At 67.8% G+C, this 23459-nt stretch carries 23 protein-coding genes; 6 read left to right on the top strand and 17 right to left on the bottom strand.

The window, feature by feature from the left end; translation table 11 throughout:
• Positions 1 to 23: 23 nt before the first annotated feature.
• From AB3G45_RS08925 to nirK, 3 genes are all read right to left on the bottom strand, one after another.
• Complete coding sequence (locus AB3G45_RS08925; protein WP_367830207.1) at positions 24 to 719, bottom strand: Crp/Fnr family transcriptional regulator; 696 nt, start codon at positions 717 to 719, stop codon at positions 24 to 26.
• A 75-nt stretch (positions 720 to 794) separates the two neighbouring features.
• Positions 795 to 1709 carry an SUMF1/EgtB/PvdO family nonheme iron enzyme gene (locus tag AB3G45_RS08920; RefSeq protein WP_367830206.1) on the bottom strand — a complete coding sequence of 305 codons (915 nt, stop codon included), beginning with the start codon at positions 1707 to 1709 and terminating at the stop codon, positions 795 to 797.
• A 127-nt stretch (positions 1710 to 1836) separates the two neighbouring features.
• Entirely contained in the window at positions 1837 to 2979 is a 1143-nt protein-coding gene (gene nirK / locus AB3G45_RS08915) for a copper-containing nitrite reductase (RefSeq protein ID WP_367830205.1), read from the bottom strand.
• Positions 2980 to 3189: 210 nt separating this feature from the next.
• Here nirK and AB3G45_RS08910 point away from each other — a divergent pair, with 210 nt between their 5' ends.
• Positions 3190 to 4404, top strand: a complete 1215-nt coding sequence (locus AB3G45_RS08910; protein ID WP_367830204.1) for an NnrS family protein — start codon at positions 3190 to 3192, stop codon at positions 4402 to 4404.
• 42 nt (positions 4405 to 4446) lie between these two features.
• Here the strand turns inward: AB3G45_RS08910 and AB3G45_RS08905 are convergent, their stop codons facing one another.
• The 4 genes from AB3G45_RS08905 to AB3G45_RS08890 are packed head-to-tail and all read right to left on the bottom strand — an operon-like array spanning position 4447 to position 6958.
• Positions 4447 to 4746 carry a metal-sulfur cluster assembly factor gene (locus AB3G45_RS08905; protein WP_367830203.1) on the bottom strand — a complete coding sequence of 100 codons (300 nt, stop codon included), beginning with the start codon at positions 4744 to 4746 and terminating at the stop codon, positions 4447 to 4449.
• 4 nt (positions 4747 to 4750) lie between these two features.
• Positions 4751 to 5284 carry a DUF2249 domain-containing protein gene (locus tag AB3G45_RS08900; RefSeq protein WP_367830202.1) on the bottom strand — a complete coding sequence of 178 codons (534 nt, stop codon included), beginning with the start codon at positions 5282 to 5284 and terminating at the stop codon, positions 4751 to 4753.
• Between the two features lie 3 nt (positions 5285 to 5287).
• Positions 5288 to 6640, bottom strand: coding sequence for a hypothetical protein (locus AB3G45_RS08895; protein ID WP_367830201.1), 1353 nt, complete (start codon positions 6638 to 6640; stop codon positions 5288 to 5290).
• Positions 6641 to 6679: 39 nt separating this feature from the next.
• The gene (locus AB3G45_RS08890; RefSeq protein ID WP_367830200.1) at positions 6680 to 6958 is read right to left on the bottom strand and encodes a DUF2249 domain-containing protein; all 279 of its coding nucleotides are present in this window, start codon (positions 6956 to 6958) and stop codon (positions 6680 to 6682) included.
• A gap of 226 nt (positions 6959 to 7184) precedes the next feature.
• Here AB3G45_RS08890 and hemN point away from each other — a divergent pair, with 226 nt between their 5' ends.
• Positions 7185 to 8537 (top strand): oxygen-independent coproporphyrinogen III oxidase, encoded by a 1353-nt coding sequence (hemN, locus tag AB3G45_RS08885; RefSeq protein WP_367830199.1) that lies wholly within the window; start codon positions 7185 to 7187, stop codon positions 8535 to 8537.
• A gap of 66 nt (positions 8538 to 8603) precedes the next feature.
• Here the strand turns inward: hemN and AB3G45_RS08880 are convergent, their stop codons facing one another.
• The 6 genes from AB3G45_RS08880 to AB3G45_RS08855 all read right to left on the bottom strand — a co-directional run bounded on the left by AB3G45_RS08880 (position 8604) and on the right by AB3G45_RS08855 (position 14263).
• Entirely contained in the window at positions 8604 to 10502 is a 1899-nt protein-coding gene (locus AB3G45_RS08880) for a nitric oxide reductase activation protein NorD (RefSeq protein ID WP_367830198.1), read from the bottom strand.
• A gap of 9 nt (positions 10503 to 10511) precedes the next feature.
• Positions 10512 to 11324 (bottom strand): CbbQ/NirQ/NorQ/GpvN family protein, encoded by an 813-nt coding sequence (locus AB3G45_RS08875; protein WP_367830197.1) that lies wholly within the window; start codon positions 11322 to 11324, stop codon positions 10512 to 10514.
• Positions 11325 to 11389: 65 nt separating this feature from the next.
• Positions 11390 to 12736 (bottom strand): cbb3-type cytochrome c oxidase subunit I, encoded by a 1347-nt coding sequence (locus tag AB3G45_RS08870; protein ID WP_367830196.1) that lies wholly within the window; start codon positions 12734 to 12736, stop codon positions 11390 to 11392.
• 84 nt (positions 12737 to 12820) lie between these two features.
• The gene (locus AB3G45_RS08865) at positions 12821 to 13273 is read right to left on the bottom strand and encodes a c-type cytochrome (RefSeq protein WP_367830195.1); all 453 of its coding nucleotides are present in this window, start codon (positions 13271 to 13273) and stop codon (positions 12821 to 12823) included.
• A 155-nt stretch (positions 13274 to 13428) separates the two neighbouring features.
• Positions 13429 to 13704 (bottom strand): cytochrome C oxidase subunit IV family protein, encoded by a 276-nt coding sequence (locus AB3G45_RS08860; RefSeq protein WP_367830194.1) that lies wholly within the window; start codon positions 13702 to 13704, stop codon positions 13429 to 13431.
• Between the two features lie 7 nt (positions 13705 to 13711).
• Positions 13712 to 14263: a cytochrome c oxidase subunit 3 gene (locus AB3G45_RS08855; RefSeq protein WP_367833542.1), complete on the bottom strand. Its 552-nt coding sequence runs from the start codon at positions 14261 to 14263 to the stop codon at positions 13712 to 13714.
• A 108-nt stretch (positions 14264 to 14371) separates the two neighbouring features.
• On the opposite strand from AB3G45_RS08855, the gene AB3G45_RS08850 reads away from it, so the two are divergent.
• On the top strand, positions 14372 to 14527 hold the full coding sequence (locus AB3G45_RS08850) for a hypothetical protein (RefSeq protein WP_367830193.1): 156 nt from the start codon (positions 14372 to 14374) through the stop codon (positions 14525 to 14527).
• A gap of 9 nt (positions 14528 to 14536) precedes the next feature.
• Complete coding sequence (locus AB3G45_RS08845) at positions 14537 to 14998, top strand: hemerythrin domain-containing protein (RefSeq protein WP_367830192.1); 462 nt, start codon at positions 14537 to 14539, stop codon at positions 14996 to 14998.
• 6 nt (positions 14999 to 15004) lie between these two features.
• On the opposite strand, the gene AB3G45_RS08840 is transcribed toward AB3G45_RS08845, so the two are convergent.
• The 3 genes from AB3G45_RS08840 to AB3G45_RS08830 are packed head-to-tail and all read right to left on the bottom strand — an operon-like array spanning position 15005 to position 17424.
• A complete protein-coding gene (locus AB3G45_RS08840) occupies positions 15005 to 15940 on the bottom strand; it encodes a U32 family peptidase (protein ID WP_367830191.1) in 936 nt (311 codons plus the stop codon).
• A 9-nt stretch (positions 15941 to 15949) separates the two neighbouring features.
• Complete coding sequence (locus AB3G45_RS08835; protein ID WP_367830190.1) at positions 15950 to 16927, bottom strand: peptidase U32 family protein; 978 nt, start codon at positions 16925 to 16927, stop codon at positions 15950 to 15952.
• Positions 16918 to 17424 carry an SCP2 domain-containing protein gene (locus AB3G45_RS08830; protein WP_367830189.1) on the bottom strand — a complete coding sequence of 169 codons (507 nt, stop codon included), beginning with the start codon at positions 17422 to 17424 and terminating at the stop codon, positions 16918 to 16920. Before AB3G45_RS08830 ends, AB3G45_RS08835 begins: the two co-directional genes overlap by 10 nt.
• 104 nt (positions 17425 to 17528) lie before the next feature.
• Between AB3G45_RS08830 and AB3G45_RS08825 the strand changes: the two genes are divergently transcribed.
• Both AB3G45_RS08825 and AB3G45_RS08820 read left to right on the top strand, forming a co-directional pair.
• Positions 17529 to 19040 (top strand): UbiD family decarboxylase, encoded by a 1512-nt coding sequence (locus AB3G45_RS08825; protein ID WP_367830188.1) that lies wholly within the window; start codon positions 17529 to 17531, stop codon positions 19038 to 19040.
• Entirely contained in the window at positions 19037 to 19615 is a 579-nt protein-coding gene (locus AB3G45_RS08820; RefSeq protein ID WP_367830187.1) for a UbiX family flavin prenyltransferase, read from the top strand. The genes AB3G45_RS08825 and AB3G45_RS08820 overlap by 4 nt, the downstream gene beginning before the upstream one ends.
• A 52-nt stretch (positions 19616 to 19667) precedes the next feature.
• Here AB3G45_RS08820 and putA read toward each other — a convergent pair whose 3' ends face one another.
• Positions 19668 to 23354, bottom strand: coding sequence for a trifunctional transcriptional regulator/proline dehydrogenase/L-glutamate gamma-semialdehyde dehydrogenase (gene putA / locus AB3G45_RS08815; protein WP_367830186.1), 3687 nt, complete (start codon positions 23352 to 23354; stop codon positions 19668 to 19670).
• Between the last annotated feature and the right edge of the window lie 105 nt (positions 23355 to 23459).

Genomic DNA, 23459 nt, shown 5'->3' with positions numbered 1-23459 from the left:
GAGAAAGCGCCCGCGAGCGGCGCCTATTCGCGCGCGCCCTCGGCGAGGGCCGAAAGCCCCGCCATGTCGCGGATCAGCAGCTTCTGCCGCCCGCCCTCGACGAGGCCGCGCGCCTCCCAGGCGCTGAGGATGCGCGAGACCGTGTGCAGCGTCGTGCCGGTCATCTCGGCGATGTCCTGCCGCGAGATCGGGAAGTCGATGCGGATGCCGGCCGCCTCCTTGCGTCCCGCCTGCTGGGACAGGCGGAGCACGGCATGCGCCACCCGGCGCTCCACCTCCTGCGTCGACATTTCCCGGATGCGGGTATGGGCCTCCTCCAGCCGCTGGCCGATCGTCTGCATGGCCGTGACGGCAAGGCGCGGGTTCTGCTCGACGAAATGCGGCCAGAGATCGGTCGGCCAGGCAAGGATGACGCTTTCCGTCGCCGCCCGGGCCGTACCCGGATAGTCCGTGCGCTGCAACGCCCTGGCGAAGCCGAAGAGGTCTCCAGGGTGCACGACGCGCACGATGATCTGCTGGCCGTCCTCCGTCACCTGCGTCACCTTCAGCCGGCCGTGCAGCAGCAGGAAGAAGCTCGCCGCCTGCTCGCCCTGCTCGAAGACGGCATCGCCCTGCGCCACGCGGCGCGCCGCCGCATGGGTCAGGAGCCTGTCGAGGTCCTCGTCGCTCATCCTGTCGAACAGGGCGAGCGAACGGACGACGGTCCGGTCGATCTTCACAGCCAATTCCCCTTCGCGTGAAAGCTACCGGCTTCTATCACGCCATCCCGTCCCCTGAAAGTTTGAACATCCTCCTCAGAGCAAAAACCCTTTTTCCTTCAAGGCGACGAGCAGCGGGGCGTACCAGCGCGTATCCTTGACGAGCCGGAAACCGACATTGTCCGGCGGCACGCCCACGGCGCAGCCGCCGCCTTTGGGGTTGCGCACGAACGAACTCATCGCCGCCCGGTGCTTGCCGCTGGCGATGTAGATGCCGCACGACGACACGTCGTTCAGCACTTTGCCCGCCTTGTCGACATTGACGCGCCGATGGCAGGTCGCCGTCCATTCCCAGACATTGCCGGCGAAATCGGCAAGGCCGTACTCGTTCTCGCCGAAGCGGCCGGTCGGCTGGGGAACGGGATCGCGCGAGGCCTTGCGCGCGGCCTCGCGGCGATAGTCCGCAAGCCAGCGCTCGGCCGGATTGGTGCTGTCGATATCGACGCCGAGCGCATCGTCGGGAAAGCGCGAGCCGGCGGCGAAGGCCAGGTCCTCGTCGCTCGGCAGGGTCCAGACCTCGCCGGTGCGGGCGCTCAGCCAGCCGGCATAGGCCATCGCATCGTCGTAGCTGACGCCCGTCGCCGGCGCGGTGGCCGTTTCCGCCGGCACATAGCCGGGCTCGGCGGGCGCGCAGGCGCCGTCGGCGACGCAGCGCCGGTAGTCGGTGGCGGTGACCTGGTATTTCATGATGGTGAGCGGGCGTCGCACGGTGACGGCCTTGACAGGCCCGTCGACGGCAAAACCGTTGCGGAAGAATTCGCCGCTCTCGCGATAGTCGAAGCGGCGCGGCGCGATCTCCACCGTCATCGGCTCATCCAGCACGGGGCCGGCGGGCGCCGCGCCGATGAGGTCGGCCTTCAGCGCGATCCCGCCGGCAAGCGCGGCGAGGAGAAGTGCGGGAAGGGCAAGCGTTGTCCAGGCAATACCGGGTTTCGAAGTCAGCGCAGCCATGACGGCCTCCTTGCGCATCGCCCGGACGATCGTTCGACGTCCGGGACGGGCGCCGATTTCAGAACGGACCGCCACCGGCGGCCCGCAGGACGCGCCCGCCCTCGAAGGCGGGCGCGTCGATGGCAGGTCAGACGCCGCTCGGCGGCGTGACCGAGGTCATCAGGTCGTCGTTCCACTCACCCGTGACCGTGAAGTGGGCGGCGGCGCCCAGTTCGAAGGCCTCGATCAGGTTGTGGTTGACATAGGCGTAGATGCCCGGCTGCTCGAAGGTATAGAAGGCCGCACCCGCCGTTCCGCCCGGGATGAACCAGGTCTCCTGGTCGACGTCGGGCGGGTTGCGGAACTTGCCGGTCGCCCAGACATAATCGCCATGCCCGCCGATGAGGTGCGGCCGGGTATCGCGGTTGGCCTGCGAATGGACGATCAGCACCTTCTCGCCCACCTCGGCCTGCAAGGCGGCATCGCCGGTCAGCGCCCCGACGGCGCCGTTGAAGACGATGTGGCTCGGGGTCAGCGTGCGCATGACTTCGAGCGTATCGGCATACGATTCCCCGACGCTCGCATATTTCTTGTAGTTCCCTTCGGCATCGCGCGGCACGTAGAAGTCCTGCTCGCCGACATAGTAGACCCGGTCATAGGTCAGGTCCTTGCCGTGGCCGTCCGTCAGGCCCTCGCGCGGCAGCACCATGATGGCGCCGTTCATGCCCGAGGTGACGTGCCAGGGCACCATTCCGGGAGGTGCGCAATGGTAGACGAAGACGCCGGCCTTGGTGGCCTTGAAGCGCAGCACCGTGCGCTCACCCGGGTTGACCACGGTCAGCGCGCCGCCACCGAGCGCACCCGTCGCCGAATGGAAGTCGATATTGTGCTGCAGCTCGTTGGTCTCGGGGTTGATCAGCGTCAGCTCGACATAGTCGTTCTGGTGCACGACCATCAGGGGCCCGGGAACCGAGCCGTCGAAGGTCATCGCATGGACCTCGGTGCCCTTGTCGTCGAGGATCATCTTCTTTTCCTCGATCGTCATGGTGAATTCGTAGACCTTCGGGCCGCCCTCGGCCTTCTGGGTGTGGGCGTGAACGAAGGGCGGCTTGACCAGCTCGACCTTCACGCGCTCCAGCTTGGCGATGTCGGCCGCGGTCGCGGCTGCGTTCGTCTCGATGGCGCCGCCTTCCGCTCGCGCCACCGACGCCGCAATGATCGGCGTCAGGACGCCGGCAAAGGCGGCTCCGCCCAGGATGGTGCGGCGCGTCATCTGAAACTGCTCGGTCATTGTTTCTCTCCTTTTGAAAGGACGGAGCGGTGTATCGCCCGGTCCTCTCTGTTCTAGGAGCATTCGCGCCGACCTCTTTGAGATGGGACAAACAGGCCTTTCCGAACGCTGCGGCATTTTGGCAGATGCTGATTTGCTCTTTGCCATCTCGCAAAGAAGCGCCCCCGCGACTGGCCTAGAAAGAGCTGACAAATGCAAAGGAGCACGATCATGAGTGCAAGCCAAACCACGGCGCGCGTCAGCCGCGCCGTTCCCCGCGGCCTTTCCCGCACGGGCCCGGTGCTGTTTTCCTACGGCTTCCGGCCGTTCTTCCTCGGCGCCGGTCTGTGGGCCATCGCGGCGATGAGCCTGTGGATCGCGGCGATCACCGGGCATATCGAGATTGGCGGCGATTATGGCGCGCCCAACTGGCACGCCCACGAGATGCTGTTCGGCTTCGCCTCCGCCGTTCTGGCCGGGTTCCTGCTGACCGCGGTGCCGAACTGGACGGGCCGCCTGCCCGTCTCCGGCTGGCCGCTCTTCGCACTCTTCTTCCTGTGGTGCGCCGGGCGCATCGCCCTCCTTGTGACGGACATTGTCGGTGTGACGGCCGCCGCCGTCGTCGACGGCCTCTTCCTGCCGGCGCTCCTTGCCATTTGCACGCGCGAGGTCGTGGCGGGGCGCAAGTGGAAGGACCTGAAGGTGCTCGGCGGCCTGCTCGCCCTGTCCATCGCCAACGCCGTCTTCCATGTGGCGGCGATCGACGGCGAGCATGACCACCTGGCGATCCGCATGGCCGTCGCCGCCTATGTCGTCTTGGTGATGATCGTCGGCGGGCGCATCCTGCCGAGCTTCACGCGCAACTGGCTCAACAAGTCCGGCCGCACGGATTTTCCCGTACCCTACAACCGCTTCGACATGGTCGCCATCCTTGCCGGCGTCGGCGCGCTTGGCGCCTGGACGCTGGCGCCGGAGCAGCCCGCGACCGCCGCGCTCGGCCTTGCCGCCGCCGTCCTGCACTGCATCCGCCTTCACCGCTGGCGGGGCTGGACGACATGGCCGGAATGGCTGCTCGTCGTCCTGCATGTCGCCTATGCCTTCGTGCCGCTCGGCCTTCTTTCCATTGCGCTCAGCGCACTCGGCTATCTTGAGGAGCGCTCCGTGCTGCATCTCCTCTCGATCGGCGCCATCGCCTGCATGATGCTGGCGGTCATGACGCGGGCAAGCCTCGGCCATACCGGCCGCCCGCTGAAGGCCACGGGTCCCACCATCGCCGCCTACTGTGCGCTGATCCTGTGCGCGCTCATCCGCCCGCTCGGCGAGATCCTCCCCGATGCGAGCCACCTGGTCTACGCCGCCTCCGGCCTCCTGTGGATCGCGGCCTTCGGGCTCTTCTGCCTGGAATATGCGCCGATCCTCGCGCGCAAGCGCCGCGCGCCGCTGTGAATGCGAAACGGCCCGGAACTGCTTCCGGGCCGTTTTCCTTTCCTAGACTTCCGCCGTCATCATCTCCGGCGTCCAGGGCGGCTCATAGGTCATCCGCACCTCGGCATATTCGACGCCCGGCACGTACCAGACGCACGTGCCCACCGCATCCTTGAGATAGTCGCCCGCCGGGCAGCCCCGCGTCGTCGTCGTCATGGTGACGCGCGCAATGCCGCCCTCCTCCACCCTGATCTCGTAGATCAGGCCGAGATCGACGATGTTGCGGCCGATCTCGGGGTCGATGATCGTGCGCAGGGCCGTGCGGATCGCCTCGGCCAGCGCGGCCTTCTCGTCCTTGTCCATGAGATCATCCCTTTGCCCGGCCCGCCCGCACGAGGATGCGGTAGGCCGAGCCCGTCTCGTCGAAATTGCCGGCCCACTGGTGGCCGCGCTTCGTCAGTTCGGGAAACAGGAACAGCGGCTCGCGGAACAGGACCGCGAAAAGCACCTCGCCCGGCTCCAGCGTCTCGGCCGCCGAAAGGATGCGGACCATCGGCTCGGGTGGATCGAGGTCGCTGAGGTCGAGATGGAGGGACGGATCCGGCCAGGTCTCCGGACGCTCGGCGTCGACGGAGGTTTCGACGGGCGCGACGGCCTGCTGCGGGGTGAAGAGAACTTCCCAGTCGCCGCCCTCGATCTCGTTGGCCTCGTGGTCGAAGCCGCGGTTCGCCATGACGCGGAAGAGCGGCTGGGGGCGGAAAGTGGCGAACAGCCGGAGCCCCTGCCCGGGCTCCAGCGCCTGCACCGCCTCCATGATCGCCTGGAACGGCTCGCCGCCGCTTTCCAGGATCGGCCGCACATCGAGGGTTCTGGGGGCGATCGTGCTTGAAACGTCGGACATCGGTTATCTCCTTGAAACAGATGAAGGCAGGAAAAGACGGGGGCGCACCATGCCGGCCGGCGCGCGCAGCGCTTGCGGGACGATGCGAAGCCGCCGCGCGCGGACGAACTCTCCCATCAGCCCCAGCGTCGCGGCAAGTTGCACGAGAACCGCGCCGCGGAAGGCCCCGGCCGCGCCCAGGAAAAGCGCGAGCGCCGCCGCCGCCACCGCGCCGTAGTAGAGCCAGAACAGGATACGCCCGCGCCGCTCATCGACAAGGTCCTGCACGCGCGGCACCGGCGCGCGGCCGAGCACCGGCCCGTAGGCCTCCAACCATGTCAGAAAGGCGACGATCTTGTAAAGCTGGGCAAGGCCCAATCCGGTCAGCCAGCCGAAGACGAAGAGATAGACGGTCGCGGCAAGGCCGTCCCCCGCGCGCACGGCCGGCACGTTCAACAGGACGACCGACAGGATGAGCGCGCCGAAGGCCGCGAAGGTGGCGCGGATGTTCAATTCCGCCTGCCTGCGCTTGCGCGCGCGGTAGAGGTGGACGACATCGCCGCCATAGAGAAGCGCGGCGGCCAGCGCGAGAAGAAGGGCTGCGGCAGGCAGCACCGCCGCGTCGGGAACGGAGAAGAGGACGACGGGAAGACAGGCGGCGAAAAGGCCCATGGCAAGGCCTGCCGCCCACCAGACGATGCGGCTCGACCGCCGCTCGGTCTCCGGTGCCAGCAGGAACATGGCGAGCAGGCGATAGCTGACGCCGACCGCCGTGATGCTCAGCCAGCCGCCGAGGCCGAGCGCCGCATGCAGGTCCACGCCGCCGGCGACGAGCCGGGCAAGCAGCGGGCTGTCGCTGAGACCGGAAAGCGCGAAGGTGAAGGCGAGGCCGACAAGGACGGCCGCGACGAGCGCGGCGAGCCCGACGGCGACGAAACGCGCCGGCAGCGGCAGGGGCCGCGCGGCGAGGAGCGTGGCGGCAAGGATGGCCGCGAGAAGGCCGAAGCCGGCAGACAGCAATACGCCGCCCAGCGGCAGGAGCGCGAGCGGCAGGTCGATAGCACCGGACAGCGCCACGAAGCCGCCGACCAGCGCGCAGAGCCCCGCGACGAGCAGCACCAGGGCGGGCGCCGCGAACCGCCCGCCGACCAGCGGGCGGGCGATCAGCACCGGTACGAATTGCAGAAGCGCCCCCGCCATCAGCAGGCTCAGCCAGCCGATCGCCAGGATATGGACGAGCACCAGCGTTTCCGGCGCGCTGATGGCGACGGTCGGATAGCCGTAGCCCGCCAGCATCAGGCCCTGCCCGGTGACGAGCATCAGACAGGCCAGAGCGAAATAGGACATGGTCCAGCGGGAAAGCGTTGCGCCCTGCATGTGGTTTCCCCTTCGCCGCGTGCCGTTTGCCGTCTCTTGCTAGTGGTCAGAGCCGCAGCAGCAATCGCAGCCGCTCTCTTCCAGTCGGTCGATCTCGACGCGCCAGACCTCCGGGCCCTGTTCGAGATAGTCCCAGCCGAACTGGCCCGGGAAGTTCGTCTCGAGCTGGTAGTGCAGCGGGCGCGGATCGTGGTCGCTGGTGATCAGCATCGAATTTCCCGGAAGCAGCGCGCCGAGCATGCCGAAGATGCGCGGATGGCGCTCGCGCGGCGGGATGGTGCGGACATCGATGGAGGGCTTGGCCTGGTCGTCTGACATGTTTTCTGTTCCGTCCCGGCCGCTCCGATCCCGTTCCGGAGGGCGCGGCCCGACCGACCGGAACCACCCGACGCTACCCTCGCGACCTGCCGGCCACTTTGACGTTGCGCAAACAATTCCGGAAATACGCGACCGCGATGCCCCCCTGCTTGATTTTTCGCAAAGAAGACCGCCGGCCCGGCCCCTAGGCTTTCCCCATCATCCACCCGGGACAAAGGAGGGCGCAATGCAACAGGCCCTGATCGAAAAATACGGCGAGGCGCGGCTGCCGCGCTATACGAGCTACCCGACGGCGCCGGCCTTCTCGCCGACCGTCGGCACCGGCACCTATGGCGACTGGCTCGCCGCCATCAAGCCCGGCGCCGATGCGTCGCTCTACCTGCATATCCCGTTCTGCCGCTCCATGTGCTGGTATTGCGGCTGTCACACGACGATCACCCAGCGCGACGAGCCGATCCTCGATTATATCGACATGCTCCGCAAGGAGATCGACCTCGTCTCCAAAACGGTCGGCGGCCGGCCGACCATCCGCCACGTCCATTTCGGCGGCGGCACGCCCACCATCATGCAACCGGAGGAGTTCCGCGACCTGATCGGCCTGCTGCGCGCACGCTTTTCCTTCGCGGCCGGTGCGGAGATCGCCGTCGAGATCGATCCGCGCACCCTCACCGCCGAGATGGCGACCGCGCTCGGCGAGGCGGGCGTCACCCGCGCGAGCCTCGGCGTGCAGAGCTTCGATCCCGTCGTGCAGAAGGCGATCAACCGCATCCAGAGCGAGGCGCAGACGGCCGAGGCCGCGGAGCGGCTGCGCAAGGCCGGCATCGGCGGCATCAACTTCGACCTCATCTACGGCCTGCCGCACCAGACGGTCGCCTCCTGCATTACGACGGCGCAGGCGGCGATCCGCATGCGGCCGGAGCGTTTCGCCGTCTTCGGCTATGCGCATATCCCCTCCTTCAAGAAGCACCAGCGGCTGATCGACGAACGAGCGCTGCCCGATGCCGCCATGCGCAGCGAGCAGGCCGAGGCGATCGCCGAGACGCTGGCCGCCGCCGGCTACGTCCGCATCGGCCTCGACCACTATGCCCTGCCGGAAGACAGCCTCGCCCTTGCCGCAAAGCGCGGCCGGCTGCGCCGCAACTTCCAGGGCTATACGACGGATGCCTGCACCACGCTGATCGGCTTCGGCGCCTCGTCGATCGGCCGCACGGCGGAAGGCTATGTGCAGAATGAGGTGCCGCCCGGCCTTTATGCCCAGCGCGTCGCCTCCGGCCGCCTCGCCACCGCCAAGGGTTACCGGCTGACGGCGGAGGACCGGCTGCGCGCCGAGATCATCGAGCGGCTGATGTGCGATTTCCGCGTGGACGTGACGGGCATCGCCGCGCGGCACGGTTTCGATGCGGCCCCGCTTCTCGACGGCAATGCCCGGCTGGCGGCGCTTGCGGAGGACGGAGCGATCGACATCCGCGGCGGCACCGTCACGGTGCGGCAGGACCACCGCTTCATCATCCGCGCCGTCGCCGCCGCCTTCGACGCCTATATCGACCAGTCGGTCCGCACGCACAGCAAGGCGGCCTGAAGCCGAAACAAAAAAGGGCCCGGCATGGTGCGGCATGCCGGGCCCTTCCTCGCAGGTCTCGCGCCTCTATCCGACAAGACCGCGATAGATCGCCGGCAGCGCCGCAGGCAGCCGGGCGATATTGCTGACGATGGCATAGCCGTTGCGGCCGAAGATAGCCGGCACATAGGCCTGCGCCTCCCGGTCGACCGTCACCCCGAACACGCTGACGCCGGTGCGCCGCGCCTCGTTCACAGCTCTTCGGCTGTCCTCCAGCGCGAAGCGGCCCTCATAGTGGTCGACATCGTTCGGCTTGCCGTCGGTGAGCAGCAGGAGGAGCTTTCGCCGGTTCGGCTGCTCGCGCAGCTTTGCCGCCGCATGGCGGATCGCCGGGCCGATGCGGGTGTAGAAACCCGGCTTCAGCGCCGCGATGCGCGCTTCCACGGCATGGTTCATCGTCTCGCCGAAATCCTTCACCGTCTCGACGCGCACCCAGGAGCGCCGCCGCGAGGTGAAGGTGAGGATCGAGTGGCTGTCGCCGCAGGCGGCAAGACCGTGCGCCAGCACCAGCAGCGCCTCCTTCTCCACGTCGAGCACCCGGCGGTTGTCGAACCAGGCGTCCGTCGAAAGCGAGACGTCGACGAGGATGGTGACGGCAAGGTCGTGCGCCTGCGGGCGGCTCATCAGGTGGATGCGGTCGCTGCCCTGCCCGCCGGCGGCAAGGTCGCTGCGGGCGCGCACCACGGCATCGAGGTCCAGCTCCGCCCCGTCGATCTGCGCGCGCAGCATCTCGTGGCGCGGCCGCAGCACCTCGAACTGCCGGCGCACGCGGCGGATCAGGCTCTTGGTGTCGGCATCGGCCTCGGGCACGGCGGCCGTGTCTGGCGCCGGGGAAGCGAGCACCCGGCAATGGTCGGGCAGGTAGGTGCCCGTGCGGAAGTCCCATTCGGGATAGGTGTGCTCGCCGGTGAGCCGCGTTCGGTCGAGCGCCTCCGGCGGCAGGTCGAGATCGAAATGGAAGCGGGCGGACGGGCGGCCCTTGCGCTCGCCGAGCGTCATGTCGTCCAGTTCGTCGGCGGCGCTCGAATCGTGGTCGTCGCTGTCGTCGCCGGGGCGGTCGACATTGACCATCTCCGCCATGGCGAGGATCTTCTCGAAACGGTTGAGGATGAAGGGGCTGCGCTCGTTCTTGCGGTTCTCGGCCTTCTCGCGCAGCGCGACATGGCGGCCGGTCTCCGGCGTCTGCGGCGCGCCGCCCGTCGTCGGCTGGTCCTCCTCGCCGCGCCCGTCGCCCTCCTCGCGCAGGAGCGCATCCGGCCAGAGCGGCACCGGCAACATCGGCAGGTAGCCGGCGGGCGCCCGGTGCGGGAAGATAACCGGCAGCGTATCGTCCGCAAGGCCGGCACCCTTCCTCAGGAGACTGAGGATGCGGTTCTCCACATGCCGCTCGATCGAGGGCAGCGGCCGGCTGCGGCGCGCCGAAAGCGTGGCGGCCGAAAGCCGCCGGTAGCGCCGCGCAAGGCCCGGAAAGGCAGAGAGCACCGCCTTGACCGTCGCCTCCGCCCGCTGGAGTACGGCAAGGTCGCGCTGGAGCGGATCGCTCTGCGTGACCGGGTCGAGCGGCATCACCGCCATCGCCGCCGCGAGCCAGACATAGAGATCCCGGTTGAGGCCGCGATCGGCGAAGAGGTCGATTGCGCCGGGCAGCATCAGCGTCGCGTGGTCGCGGCCGGGCTGCACCAGCTTCTCCTCGCCGAGCCCCATGCGCTGGCGCAGGCTGAGGCGATGCGCCGAGGTGCGCCCGCGGGCGGGCGCGATCTGCACCGCGCCCTCGCCGCCGAAGCCGCGGAAGCAGACGGCGAGAACCGGCCGGACATCCTCCAGCCGCACGGCATGCTCCGGATGGCGCGGCCAGGTGCCGGTATTGCCGACGAGCCGGTGCCAGGCCCGGCCGACCGTTTCCTCAAGCTCCAGGAAATCCAGCATGGCGGTTCCTCAGCGGATCATCGCGTCGGCGATTTCGAGGAGGGCGGCCCGGACATCCGGCTCGTCGGTCAGCGGTTCGATCATTGCCGCCCGCACCGCCTCGCGCATGGTCATGCCGCTGTCGACGAGGCAGGCGCAATAGACGAGGAGGCGGGTGGAGACCCCCTCTTCCAGGTCGTGCCCCTTGAGCGCCCGCAGCCGGTGCGCCAGTTCTATCAGCGGCGCGACCTGCGCTTCGTTCAGCCCGCTTTCACTCGCGACGACGGCGATTTCCCGGGGCTTCGGCAGGAAATCGAACTCGATGGCGACGAAGCGCTGGCGCGTGGAGGGCTTCAGCGCCTTCAGGAGGTTCTGGTAGCCGGGATTGTAGGAGACGACGAGCATGAAGCCGGGCGGCGCTTCCAGCACCTCGCCGGTGCGCTCCAGCGGCAGGATGCGCCGGTCGTCGGTAAGCGGATGCAGCACGACGGCGACGTCCTTGCGCGCCTCGACGATCTCGTCGAGATAGCACACGCCGCCCTGACGCACCGCCCGGGTCAGGGGTCCGTCCATCCAGACCGTATCGCCACCCTTTAGGAGGTAGCGGCCCGTGAGGTCGGCAGACGACAGATCGTCATGGCAGGAGACGGTGGAGAGCGGTAGGCCGAGCCTTGCGGCCATGTGGCTGACGAAGCGGGTCTTGCCGCAGCCGGTCGGCCCCTTCAGAAGCAGCGGAAGCTGGCGCGTCCAGGCCGTCTCGAACAGGGCGCATTCGTTGCCGGAGGGGCTGTAGGCCGGGATATCCGAAGCGGGACGGGGCGTATCCTTGAGGAGGACGTTCATTCTGATCTCCGAGAAACTTTTAAGAAAAGGTGCCGGCCCCGTGGGATGACGGGGCCGGCCAGCGCTCACTCTGCCGGTTGGACCATGCGGGTGAGGCTGTCGCTACGCTCCCGGCCGGGCACGAGCACCGCCCAGATGAACATCAGCGCCGAGACGAGCACGACGACGCCCGAGCCGAGGCGAACCCAGTAGAACAGCGCAAGCTGGTCCTGGACGTCCATGAAGCCCTCGCCGAGCACGCGCTGCAGGTGGACCTGCACGACGCCGGCGAAGGTGAGCGCGAAGGTCATGACCGACATGGCCGTGCACATGATCCAGAAGCTGGCGATCGAGAGCCACTGGTTGAACGGTGCGCGGCCGCGGATTTCCGGGATCGCATAGGCCATCATGGCAAGGTTCAGCATCACATAGGCGCCGAAGAAGGCGAGGTGCCCGTGCGCGGCGGTGACCTGCGTGCCGTGGGTGTAGTAGTTCACCGACGACAGCGTGTGCAGGAAGCCCCAGACGCCCGCGCCGAAGAAGGCCATGACCGAGCAGCCGATCGACCACAGGAGCGCCGCCTTGTTCGGATGGTTGCGGCCGGCCTTCCAGGTCATGACGAAGGTGAAGATGACCATGGTGAAGAAGGGCGCCACTTCCAGTGTCGAGAACAGGGAGCCGATCCACTGCCAGTAGCCCGGCGCGCCGATCCAATAATAGTGGTGACCCGTGCCGAGGATGCCCGAGAAGAGCGCGAGGCCGACGATGACGTAGAGCCACTTCTCCACGACCTCGCGGTCGATGCCGTTGAGCTTGATCATCAGGAAGGCGAGCACCGAGGCCATGATCAGCTCCCAGACGCCTTCGACCCACAGGTGGATGACGTACCACCAGTACATCTTGTCGAGCGCCAGGTTGACCGGGTTGTAGAAGGCGAAGAGGAAGAAGAGGGCGAGGCCCCACAGGCCGAACAGCAGGATGTTAATGACCGTGGTCTTGCGGCCCTTCAGCGCCGTCATGGTGATGTTGAAGAGGAACATCAGGACGACGACGACGATGCCGACCTTGGCGATGAAGGTCTGTTCGAGGAATTCGCGGCCTTCATGGATGCGGAACATGTAGCCGACCACCGTCAGGCCCGCCGCCACGAAGAACATCCAGAACTGGAGGACGGCGAGCTTGGGGCTGTAGAGCTCCGTCTCGGTCTCCTCCGGGATCATGTAGTAGGTTGCGCCCATGAAGCCCATGAGCAGCCAGACGACGAGCGCATTGGTATGGATCATGCGCACGATGTTGAAGGGCAGCAGTTCGGAGAGCGTGTTCGGCAGCACGTAGATCGTGCCGGCGAGGACGCCGAAAGCCACCTGGGCGAGGAACAGGCCGAGCGCGCCGTAGAAATACAGCATGGCGACCTTTTGCGTTTGATATTTCATCTCTTGTCTCCTGAACGCCGGGAGCAATTCCAGCAAAAGTGCGACGCGGCTTTGCGTCCGGAATCGCGTAAGAACGGAAAGGCTTCAGCCGGCATCGTTCGGCGGCCAGTTCTGGGTGTTGATCTTGCTCGTCCATTCGAGGAAATCGGCGAGATCATCGAGTTCCTGTTCGGTGAGGTTGAACTGCGGCATCTGCCGCCGGCCTTCCGCGCCGCTCGGCTGCGCGGCCATCCAGGCCTTCAGCGCCTCGCGGGCGCCCTCCGGGTCGTCAGCGCCGCCATAGCGCTTCCACACATTGCCGAGCTCGGGCGCGAAATAGGCGCCTTCGCCGAGCAGCGTGTGGCAGTTGATACAGGCATTCTTCTCCCAGACATGCTTGCCGCGCGCGACGCCGTCGGTCAGCGTCGTCTCGTCGGTGGCGGTCGTGCGCATGTAGTAGTGGGAGTGGGCGGTCAGCCCGACGAAGATCGTGAAGAAGAAGATGGACCCGCCATAGAAGACGTTGCGGGCCCCGGTCTTGGTAAGGCGCTCTGCCATCCCATGGTCCTTTCCTTGCCGGAAACCCCATGGCCCCGGCGAAAACCCCCGCCGACTTTCTGCCGGCGATCCCCTCGCCGGCACTGCGGGACGTCCTTGTTCTAGCGGCAGGGGAAAAGCCTTCTTTGCGCATTGGCAAAGAGCGGGGCGGTTCGTCAGCCGATGAACGCGACGAGGACCGAGCGGGCAAGCGCCAGCGACAGGAGCAGCGCCGGCCAGGCGAGCAGAGCCGGCCGCAGCGCGCTGCGGCTCGCGCGCAGTTCCATGAAATCGAGGATGACGAAGCGGCCCTTGGCATAGGCCATGATCAGCACCGCCGTGACCGGCACCAGCAATCCGCCGCTGAGCCCGCCGACGAGTGCGCCGCCGACGGCGAGCGTCAGCAGCATGGCGAGGGTGGCGATGAACTGTTCGCGGGCTTGTCGGGTCATGGTTGTCTCAGGTGAGGTAGACGATCGGGAACATCACGAGCCAGACGAGGTCGATCGCGTGCCAGAGCGTCGCGATCATCACGACATTGCTCCGCGACGGCCGCCAGGCGACGAGGAAGAGAATGGCCGCGCCGAAGACGACATGCAGCAGATGGAAGCCGGTGACGAGGAAATAGAGTTCGGCGAGCGCGCCCGCCCCGCCGATGCCGGAGCGGACCTCGATCCCGTATTCGGTGAGCTTCACCGCCGCGAAGGCAAGGCCGAAGAGGCCCGCAAGGACGAGGGACCGGCGAACGCCCGGAAGATCCGCCCCGCGGCGGACCGCCAGCGCCGCCTGCCAGCCGCTGAGAACGAGGAGAACGGTGTTGAGCGCGGCAAGGCCGGGATGGAGATGCGCGCGCAGGAACGCCGCATTTCCGACGTCCACCAGCGTCATCACCATGAAGGCGACGAGCAGCGCGCCGAAGGCCGCAAGTTCGCTCCACACCAGGATCCAGAGAAGAAGGCAATCGCCCTCCCCGCTCTCCGCCTTCGCAACCGCCGTGCGCATATCGTCCATCGTTGCCATGGCCCAGCCCTAGCCCATGAAGCCGCGGGCTTCTTTGCGCCGGCGCAAAGAGCGGCGATGCCGGACGCGGCATGATGGCGGCAACGAAAGGATCTTCCCATGACGGATGCACAATTCGGCCTCCTCGTCGCGGCCCCGGTCATCGCCGGCTTCGCCCTGATGCTCTACCGCATGGGCGTGCTGCAGGGGGCGGGGACGATCTCCGCCGTCGGCGCCTCGGTGGTCATCGCCGCCGTGCTGTTCTTCGGCCAGTAGGAGGCGGCGATGGAGGAGACGACCCTAGACGCCGCCGATATCGGCCGGCTGGAAACGCTGCACCAAACCTTGCTCGACCTCTGCCTGCGTCTCGAAGAGATTGCCGGCGAGCCGGGCACCGCCGGCGAACTGCATGCGCTCGCCGGCGCCATTCCGCCCGCCCTCGAGGCCGTGCACGAACTGGAGGAGCGCCTGCTCTTTCCGGATTTCGACCGGCATGCCGGCTCCTGCTTCGCCGCCCTGGCGATCGAGCGCCTGAAGGCGGAACATCGCTGCGACCGGCTGGCGGCCGAGGAACTCTCGCTGACGCTGAAGGCCGTCGCCGACGACCGCTGCGCGCTTTCGCCCGAGACGGTGTCACGCATGATAGGCGGCTTCCAGGAGAGCCTGCGCCGCCATGTCTTTTCCGAGCAGATGATCCTCGAAACGCTGATCGCCGCCAAGGCGGAGGCGCGCGACGTCTTCGCCTGAGCCTCGTCAGTCGCGCCCCGTCGTTGCGTTCCGCCCGCGCGCCACCCAGGCCGCGCCCTCCTGCCGGTGCAGGAAGCCGTTGGAGAAGCGCACGCCGGGATAGACCTTCGCCAGGTCCGCGATCGCCTCCTCGCCGTCGAGCCTGCCGTCCAGCACCGCGCAGTAGAGGCTCGCCACCTTCACCATGTCGCAATCCTGCGGCGAGAGCCGCACGCGCGACAGGCCCGCCTCGACGAGCGGCGCGAGGTCGTCAATGAGCACGACGCAACTGTTCGACATCGTCTGCACGCCGTTCAACACGAGGAAGGACTGGCGATCGAGCGTGCGCAGCGGCAGGCCGTCGGGCTCCTCGCCGCAGACGAACTGGCAATTGTCCTTCGTCAGCCCCTTGGAGCGCGCATGGGCGCAGCGCGCGGAAATGGCGAGAGGCATGCGGCCGAAGGCGAAGACCTCGAAGGAGAGATCCGGCATGGCCTCCAGCATCTGGCGGATGGAGCTTGCGGGCAGTTCCGGCGGCAGGCAGATGTTCTCCGCCCCGCGGGCGGCGAGCGTGCGGGCCGTCGCCGCATTGTAGACATTGACCAGCGGACCGATCGAATGCGGCCGGCCCTTGAGGAGGCCGAGCGCGGAGAGATCGTTCGCCTCCACCGGATGCAGGCTGTCGGCGATGAGGTCGCGCACATGCCGGCTTTCGCGCGGCAGCGTGACCATGGCAAGCGTGGAGAGCGTCACGCGCTTGCCCGCGGCCTCCAGCCGCTCGACGACCTCGGCGACATGCGGCTCGCTGAAATGCTGGCGCTTGGAACAGACCGTCTCGCCAAGCGTGACATGTTCCACCGCCGCCTCGTCGGCGATGCGGAAGTAGAAATCCCGCCATTTCGGCCCGTCCCAGAGGAAATAGACCGGCCCCAGGCTCAGCGCCGGTTTGCGTATCGTCGCCATGGCCTTCTCCTATCGCCAGCGTTTGTCATAGGCGCCGGTCGTCGTGCGCTGGCCTTCGCTCATGGCGCGCAGCCGCGCGACGAGCGCTGCACGCTCGCCGGGCGAGGCGACGAGCGCCTTCTTGAGGGACGACACCACCTCGGCGACATAGGCCTTGCCGCGCTGGCGTCCCTCGATCTTCAGCGCCGAGACGCCGGCCTCGCGCAGCGCGTCGATCTCGTCGATGACGTCGAGCGAGACGGGATCCTCGAAGGCATAGCCCTCCACGTCGCCGATCTCGAAGCGCCCCTTGCAGAGCGTCGGATAGCCCGACGCCTCGCCGGGGCCGAAGCGGTTGATCGTATAGGCACCGAGCTCGGAGACGAGGTCCGCGCCGTCCTGCCGGTAGCGCACATGGCTCGCCGGCGAACAGACGCCGTTCATGTTGGGCGACTTGCCCGTCGCATAGGAGGAGAGCGAGCAGCGCCCCTCCGCCATGACGCAAAGCCCGCCGAAGGCGAAGACCTCGACCTCGCAGTCGATCTGCCGCGTCAGCCGGGCGATGTCCTGCACGGTCAGCACGCGCGGCAGCACGACGCGTTTCGCCCCGAAGGCCTCGACGAGGAAGCGGATCGCCTCCGCATTCGAGGCGGAGGCCTGGACGGAGACGTGCAGCCGCTGCTGCGGATACTTTTCCGCGACATAGGCCATCAGACCGAAATCGGCGAGGATCAGCGCATCGGCGCCCATCGCCACCGCGTCGTCGGCGGCCGAATACCACAGCGCCTCGTCGCCCGCGCGCATGAAGGTGTTGAGCGCGACGAAGGTCTCGACCTTCTTGCGATGGGCGAGCGCGATCGACTGGCGCAGCTCCTCGCGGCTGAAGTTGAGGCCCGGGAAATTGCGGGCGTTGGTCTCGTCGCGAAAGCCGCAGTAGACGGCATCGGCACCGGCCTCCACCGCCTCGCGGAAGGCGGCGGGCGTGCCGGCGGGGCAGATCAGTTCCATGTCGCGTCCCTTCCTTCGAGCGCCTTGCCGCGGATGTAGCGCGCCGTGCCGGCGACGAGCGGCGAAAACGGGCCGGCCAGCGCGCCGATCTCACGCGGCAGGTCGATGGCGCTGTCGTCGAGCGCATTGCGCAACGCCAGCATCGCCTCCATGTCGCCGGTGACCGAAAGGTCGCGCGAGAAGAACAGCGCATCCGCATCGCAGCGGCCTTCGAGCAAGCCGAGAAGCAGCACCAGTGGCCCCTCGATGCGCGCATCGACGGGCGGCGGCGTGCCGCGCGAAACGGTGAGCATCTTCATGGCCGGCACGACGGTGAAATGCAGCGGCAGATCGACGGGCGAAAAGCCGTAGCGGGTCTGGCGATAGTCACCAAGCCGTTCGAAGAGATCGGGATGGGCCTTCAGCACACCGGAAAACAGGTGGCGCGCCACCCGTTCCACCAGCCAGAGAGGCGCAAGATCGACCGGTTTGACGAGAAGGGGCGGAAGCGATGGCATGCGGGACTTTCCAGAAACGAACGGCCGGACCCTAGGCAGCGTTGCGCCGCAAGAGTTTGCGCCAGCACAAAGACCGCGACGTTTTTCCCCGGCAAGGGAGCGTCATGAAAGCCGATGCCCCCGTTCCGCGCCGTTTCGACGGCCTTCAGGATTTCGTCGCCCTCCTGGAGCGGCGGGCGCGGCTGACGCGCATTCGCGAGCCGGTCTCGCTCGTCCACGAGGTAACGGAAATCCACCGCCGCGTGCTGGCCGAGGGCGGGCCGGCGCTGCTTTTCGAACGGCCGGTGGATGCCGCGGGCCGCATCCAGCCCATTCCGCTTCTTACCAATCTCTTCGGCACGCGCGAGCGCATCGAATGGGGCTTCGGCCTCGAGACCGGCGGCCTGCCGCACCTTGCCGCCTTCCTCGCGGACCTGCGCGACCCGCAGCCGCCGCGCTCCCTGCGCGGTGCCTGGCAGAAGCTGCCGCACCTGAAGGCCGCCCTGTCGATGAACCCGCGCACGGTCCGCCGCGCGCCCTGCCAGGCCATCGTCTGGCAGGGCAAGCAGGCCGATCTGGACCGCCTGCCGATCCAGACCTGCTGGCCGGGCGAGCCCGCCCCGCTCGTCACCTGGCCGCTCGTCATCACCCGGGCGCCGGACGACCCTGCGGACATCAATGTCGGCATCTACCGCATGCAGAAGCTCGGCAAGGACCGCCTCATCATGCGCTGGCTCGCCCATCGCGGCGGGGCGCGCCACCATCGCCTCTGGCAGGCGGCCGGGCGCGACATGCCGGTGGCGGTCGTCATCGGTGCCGATCCGGCGACGATCCTTGCCGCCGTCATGCCGCTGCCCGACGGCATGAGCGAACTCAGTTTCGCCGGCGTGCTCAGCGGCCGGCGGCAGGAGACGGCAAGCGGCCTCACCGTGCCGCTTCCCATCCCCGCCAGCGCAGAGATCGTGCTGGAAGGCACGGTCTCGGCCGGCGAGACGGCGGAGGAAGGCCCCTATGGCGACCACACCGGCTACTACAATGCCGTCGAGCCCTTCCCGGTCATGACGCTCTCGGCGATCACCCTGCGCAAGGACCCGCTCTACCTCTCCACCTATACCGGCCGGCCGCCGGACGAACCGTCGACGCTCGGCGAGACGATGAACGAACTCTTCGTGCCGCTGGTGAAGCGCCAGTTCCCGGAAATCCTCGACCTGTGGCTGCCGCCCGAGGCCTGTTCATACCGCGCCATGGTGGTTTCCATCGACAAGCGCTATCCCGGCCAGGCGCGGCGGGTGATGATGGGCCTGTGGTCCATGCTGCCGCAGTTCAGCTACACCAAGCTGATCATCGCCGTCGACGGCGACATCGACGTGAGAAGCTGGCCGGACGTGATCTGGGCGCTCTCCACCCGCTTCGACGCCGCCCGCGACCTGATGCTCGTGGAGAACACGCCGATCGACTATCTCGACTTCGCCTCCCCGAAATCCGGCCTCGGCGGCAAGCTCGGGCTGGATGCGACCCGCAAGATCGGCACGGAGAGCGAGCGGGAATGGGGCCGGGTCCTCGCCATGACACCCGAGGTCACCGCCAGGGTGGACGGCCTCTGGGCTTCCCTCGGCCTTTCGGAGCCGCTTGCATGAACACGGAACGGGTGATCGTCGGCATCACCGGCGCCTCCGGCGCGGCGCTGGCCGTGCGCATCGTCGAACAGCTTACCGCGCTCGGCGGCGTCGAGATCCATCTCGTGGTCTCCGATGCCGCGCGCCGCACGCTGGACCTCGAATGCGGCCCGGACGCGCTGGAACGCCTGCTGCCGCTCGTCCATCGCCATCATCCGGCGGGCGATATCGGCGCCTCGATCGCCAGCGGCTCGTTTCCCGTCCGCGGCATGATCGTCGCGCCCTGCTCCATGCAGACGCTTTCGGCCATCGCCACCGGTCGCACCGACACGCTGATCGGCCGCGCCGCCGATGTGCAACTGAAGGAGCGCCGCCGGCTCGTCCTTCTGGCGCGCGAGACGCCGCTGCATCTCGGCCACCTGCGCAACATGTGCGCCGTGACGGAGATGGGCGCCATCGTCATGCCGCCGGTGCCGGCCTTCTACCATCGCCCGCAATCCGTGGCCGACATCGTCGACCACCTCGCCGCCCGCGCCATCGATCTTTTGGCGATGCCGCACCCGTCCCTTGCCAAGCCCTGGGAGGGGACCGGATAGTCGAAAAACGAAGCCGGGCCGCTCGAAGGAGCGGCCCGGGTTTTTATGATGACTAGCCGATACTCATCAGGCTGGCATTGCCGCCGGCGGCGGCCGTGTTGATGGAGGTCGAGACCTCCTCCAGAAGCCAGTTGAGGCAATAAGCCTCGGCTCCCCCCCGGATTTCCGTCGTGGTGGCGGCCTGGGTCAGGACCAGCGGGCCGGGCAGCGCGGCGATACGGCGGGCGGCCTCGACCACCCTGTCCCCGTCCCCTTCGATGAGCGCACCCGCATAGGGACCATCCGCCGCCCAGTCGGAGGACCAGGAGATCAGGCCCGCAAGGCTCGCGGGAAGGCCGGCAAGGGCGGGCTGGAGACCGGAGGCGGCGTCGATCACGGCCCTGTTGCCCGTGGCGAACACCGCGCCGAGCTGCGCCAGCAGCCCCTCTTCCGTCGCCGGCGCGAGGAGGATCCGGCCGCGCGGGTGGAGCGCGTAGAGGTTCTTCTCACCAACGGGGCCGGGAAGCTCGAGGTCGAGCCCAAGCGCCGAATTGCTGCCGAGATCGCGGACCTGATCGGAAAGTTCGGCCTTACCCTTGCCGCGCAGCCACTGGGCGAAATCGAGCACCGCCGGCTGGATATGGACGGAGCTATGCTGCGGAGGAACCGGCGGAACCTGCACGAGGCGGCCGATATAGAGCGGGCCGCCCGCCTTGGGCCCGGTGCCCGAGAGCCCCCGGCCACCGAACGGCTGCACGCCGACGATGGCGCCGATGATGTTGCGGTTGACGTAGATATTGCCCGCCTTCACGCGGCTGGTGACATGGGCGATGGTCTCGTCGAGGCGCGTGTGCAGGCCGAAGGTGAGGCCATAGCCCGTCGCGTTGATGTCGTCGATCAGGCGGTCGACATCCTCGCGCTTGTAGCGGATGACATGGAGGACCGGACCGAACACTTCGCGCTCCAGGTCGGCAAGCGACTGCAGCTCGATGATGGTGGGCGAAACGAAGGTGCCGCGGGCGGCCTCCGCCGGCAGCGCCACCTGCTCGATCTTGCGGCCACGCGCGCGCATCTTCTCGATATGCGCCTCGATCGTCTGCTTGGCTTCCGCCGTGATGACGGGGCCGGTATCGACATTGAGCCGGTCGGTACGGCCGATCGTGAGTTCGGCGAGCGCCCCTTTCAGTATGGTGAGCGTGCGGTCGGCGACGTCCTCCTGCAGGCACAGCACGCGCAGCGCCGAGCAGCGCTGGCCGGCGCTGTCGAAGGCCGAGGCGATGACGTCGAACACCACCTGTTCGGCAAGCGCCGAGGAATCGACGATCATCGCATTCTGCCCGCCGGTCTCGGCGATCAGCGGGATCGGCTTGCCGGCGGACGAGAGGCGGCCGGAGAGTTCTTTCTGGATAAGGCGGGCGACTTCCGTCGAGCCCGTGAACATGACGCCCGCCGTTTCCGGCGCACCGACAAGGGCGGCGCCGACGCGGCCGTCGCCCGGCAGCAGTTGCAGCGCGCCGGCCGGAATGCCGGCCTCGTGCAGGATGCGCACGGCTTCTGCGGCGATCAGCGGCGTTTCCTCCGCCGGCTTCGCCAGCACGGGATTGCCGGCGACGAGCGCGGCCGCGATCTGCCCGGAGAAGATCGCCAGCGGGAAGTTCCACGGGCTGATGCAGACGATGGGGCCGAGCGGCGGATGGCCGGCGCCGAGCGTGCGCCGCGCCTGTTCGGCGTAGTAGCGCAGGAAGTCGATCGCCTCGCGCACCTCGGCAATGGCATTGGCGGCGGATTTGCCTGCCTCGCGGATGGCAAGGCCGATCAGCGTCGCGATCTCCGCCTGCATCAGGTCGGCGGCACGGTCGAGCCGGTCGCCCCGCTCGCGCGGCGACACTGCCGCCCAGGCCGGGGCCGCTTCGAGCGCAAGCCTGGCGGCCTTCGCCACGCCCGCATCCGTCGCCTCGATCACGGTGCCGACCATGTCCGTGTGGTCGGCCGGGTTGAGCACCGGCCGCCGTTCGCCCTCGCTGGAGCCGTCGGCGATCTTCGGCATGGCCTGCCATTCGACGGCGGCCGTCTTCGCAAGGTCCGCCGCAAGCTTGGCCAGCACCGTCTCGTTGGAAAGGTCGAGGCCGGCGGAATTCAGCCGGCCCTTGCCGTAGAGTTCCGCGGGAAGCGCGATCTTGTCGTGCTTGCCGCCCGGCACCGGCATGGCGCGCACCACGGCGGCCGGATCGGCGATCAGCTCATCGACCGAGACGGCGGGATCGGCGATGCGGTTGACGAAGGATGAGTTCGCGCCGTTCTCCAGCAGGCGGCGGACGAGATAGGCGAGCAGCGTCTCATGCGTGCCGACCGGCGCATAGATGCGGCAGGGGCGGTCCAGCTTCTCTTCGCCGACGACCTCGTCATAGAGCGGTTCGCCCATGCCGTGCAGGCACTGGAACTCGTAGTCGCCGACGCGGAAATCCGGACCGGCAAGCTGGTAGATCGTGGCGAGCGACTGGGCGTTGTGCGTGGCGAACTGCGGGAAGACCACATCCTTCGCCGCCAGCAGTTTCCGGGCACAGGCTATGTAGGAGACGTCCGTGTGGATCTTGCGCGTGAAGACGGGGAACTCTTCCAGTCCGTCGAGCTGCGCGCGCTTGATCTCGGCATCCCAATAGGCGCCCTTGACGAGGCGCACCATGATGCGCCGGTTGGCGCGGCGGGCGAGATCGATGATGAAATCGAGCACGAAGGGGCAGCGCTTCCCATAGGCCTGCACCACGAAGCCGACGCCGTCCCAGCCCGCAAGGGCCGGATCGTGGCAAAGCTCTTCCAGAAGGTCGAGCGAGAGTTCCAGCCGGTCGGCCTCCTCGGCATCGATGTTGAGGCCAATATTGTAGGACTTCGCGATGGCGGCCAGCGCCTTCACCTTGGGCAGCAGCTCGCCCATCACCCGTTCGGCCTGGGCGCGCACGTAGCGCGGATGCAGCGCGGACAGCTTGATCGAGATGCCGGGACCTTCATAGATGCCGCGGCCGGCCGAGGCCTTGCCGATGGCGTGGATGGCGTTCTCGTAATCGCGATAGTAGCGCTCCGCATCCGCGGCCGTCGTCGCCGCCTCGCCGAGCATGTCGTAGGAATAGCGGAAGCCCTTGCGCTCCAGGGCGCGCGAATTGCGCAGCGCCTCGTCGATGGTCTCGCCGGTGACGAACTGCTCGCCCATCATGCGCATGGCCATGTCGACGCCGCGGCGGATGACCGGCTCGCCGCAACGAGCGATGAGGCGCGTGAGGGCAGCGGAAAGGCCGCGGTCGTTGACGGTGGAGGTCAGCTTGCCCGTGACCACGAGGCCCCAGGTGGCGGCATTGACGAAGAGCGAGCGGCCGCCCCCCATATGCGACTTCCAGTCGCCTTCCGAGATCTTGTCGCGGATCAGCGCGTCGCGCGTGGCATTGTCGGGAATGCGCAGCAGCGCCTCGGCAAGGCACATCAGCGCGACGCCCTCCTGGCTGGAGAGCGAATATTCGTGCACCAGTCCCTCGACGCCCGAGCCCTTGTGCTTGGCGCGCAGCGCGACGATCAGCGTGCGCGCGGTCTCGCGGATGCGCGCGGCGACATCGGCCGGCAGGGTGGCCTTTTCGAGCAGCGGCCGGACCGCGTCCTCTTCCGGCGTGCGGTAGGCGGCGGTGATGCGCTGGCGCAGCTCGCCCTGCGGCCGGATCGGCGGCGCAAAGTCAGCGAAAGCGGAGATTTGTTGTTCGTTTGCAGACTGGACCATTTCCATCACCATCTCGGGTTCGGCCACTGGATGCGAGGAGAGGATACACCGCTTGCCGATGCATTCCAGCCTCATGGCGCTGGCGCGGAACATAGTCGATTGCCG

Origin of the sequence: Shinella sp. S4-D37, from assembly GCF_040812195.1 — a bacterium.
Taxonomy (GTDB): Bacteria; Pseudomonadota; Alphaproteobacteria; order Rhizobiales; family Rhizobiaceae; genus Shinella.
Note: the sequence above shows the minus strand (reverse complement) of the source record. Positions and strands in the feature narration are given on the sequence as shown.